General features: G+C 45.5%; 1 protein-coding gene. It reads left to right on the forward strand.

Annotation, left to right across the window (positions count from 1 at the left end):
• Positions 1-63 precede the first annotated feature (63 nt).
• Positions 64-1,410 carry an IS1182 family transposase gene (locus tag ACXAH6_RS20315; RefSeq protein WP_474879807.1) on the forward strand — a complete coding sequence of 449 codons (1,347 nt, stop codon included), beginning with the start codon at positions 64-66 and terminating at the stop codon, positions 1,408-1,410.
• The last annotated feature ends 77 nt before the right edge of the window (positions 1,411-1,487 follow it).

Here is a 1,487-nt window from a genome sequence, read left to right on the forward strand (position 1 = left end):
AAGCCCTAGACGAAAGTCTGGGGCTTTGATCTAATAGGCATAGTGAAATTCGGAGTGTTCACCATGCTAACCCCAAAATCCCCACAACAATACGAGTTTGAAACGGTTTATATCAATGAACTCGTGCCAGAAGATCACTTAGTTAGGTTGATTGATATGGCGATAGATTTTGAGTTCATCCGCGATGAAGTTGCTCACCTTTATTGTCAAAATAATGGTCGTCCTTCGGTTGATCCTGTGCGCTTGTTCAAAATTCTGTTTCTCGGCTATTTATTTGGTATTAGTAGTGAGCGCCGTTTAATTAAAGAGATACAGGTAAATGTTGCGTATCGCTGGTTTCTAGGCATGGGGCTGACAGAAGAAGTCATTCATCATTCCACGCTAAGTCAAAACCGTATCAAGCGCTTTAAAGACAGTGATATCTATCAAGTTATTTTCGACAATGTTGTTCGCCAGGCCATGAAGCAAGGACTGATTGGCGGGAAGAGTTTATTCGCCGATAGCACACACCTAAAAGCTAACGCTAATAAAAAGCGCTTTGATATTAAAGACCTGAAAGTAACGCCTTCGGCCTATGTCGAACAGCTAAACGAAGCGGTAACAAAAGACAGGGAGATAGAGGGAAAAAAGCCCCTGAAGTGTAAGGAAGACAAGCCTTGCACGAAACCCACAAAAGTTAGCCGTACTGACTCAGACAGTGGTTTTATGGTGCGCGATGAGAAGCCAAAAGGCTTCTTCTATCTGGACCATCGTATCGTGGATGGTCGTCACGGTATCATCGTTGATACACACGCCACACCAGGAAACGTTCACGATAGCCAACCAATTATTGCGCGTATCGACAGAGCCAGAGATACCTTCAAACTCAATCATATTGCAGTTGGTCTAGACGCGGGCTATTTCACTGCCGCGGTATGCCATAACCTCGAAGAGCGCCAGCTTATTGGTGTGATGGGTTATCGCCGTCCCACAAAAAAGAAAGGCTACTTCGCTAAACGCGAGTATGTTTATAGCGCAGAAAACGATACCTACACGTGCCCTCAGGGACAGGTTATACCGTATAAAACCACGAACCGAGAAGGCTATCGCCACTATCACTCTGACGCGAAGCAATGTAAGAACTGTCCTGTCCGTACACAATGCACGAACAGTAAAAATCACACCAAAGTTGTTACCCGTCATGTGTGGCAGAAAAGTGTAGAAAACGCGAACGAGGTCAGGTTAAGTGACTGGGGTAAGAGGCAATATCGAAGGCGGGCAGAAACGGTTGAACGAAGCTTCGCTGACGCAAAACAACATCATGGACATCGATACTGCCGCTATCGCGGGCTAAGTAAAGTCTCGATGCAGTGTCTGCTAGCCGCTGCATGCCAAAATATGAAGAAAATGGCCTTAGCCAAGGCAGCATAAGCCAAAAAAACCTCAAATCTGGTCGGAAACCTCGCTAATCTAGTACATAACTCGCTTATTGCCCTTCAAGAACCCAA

This window comes from Alteromonas sp. ABE4_545 (assembly GCF_056161325.1).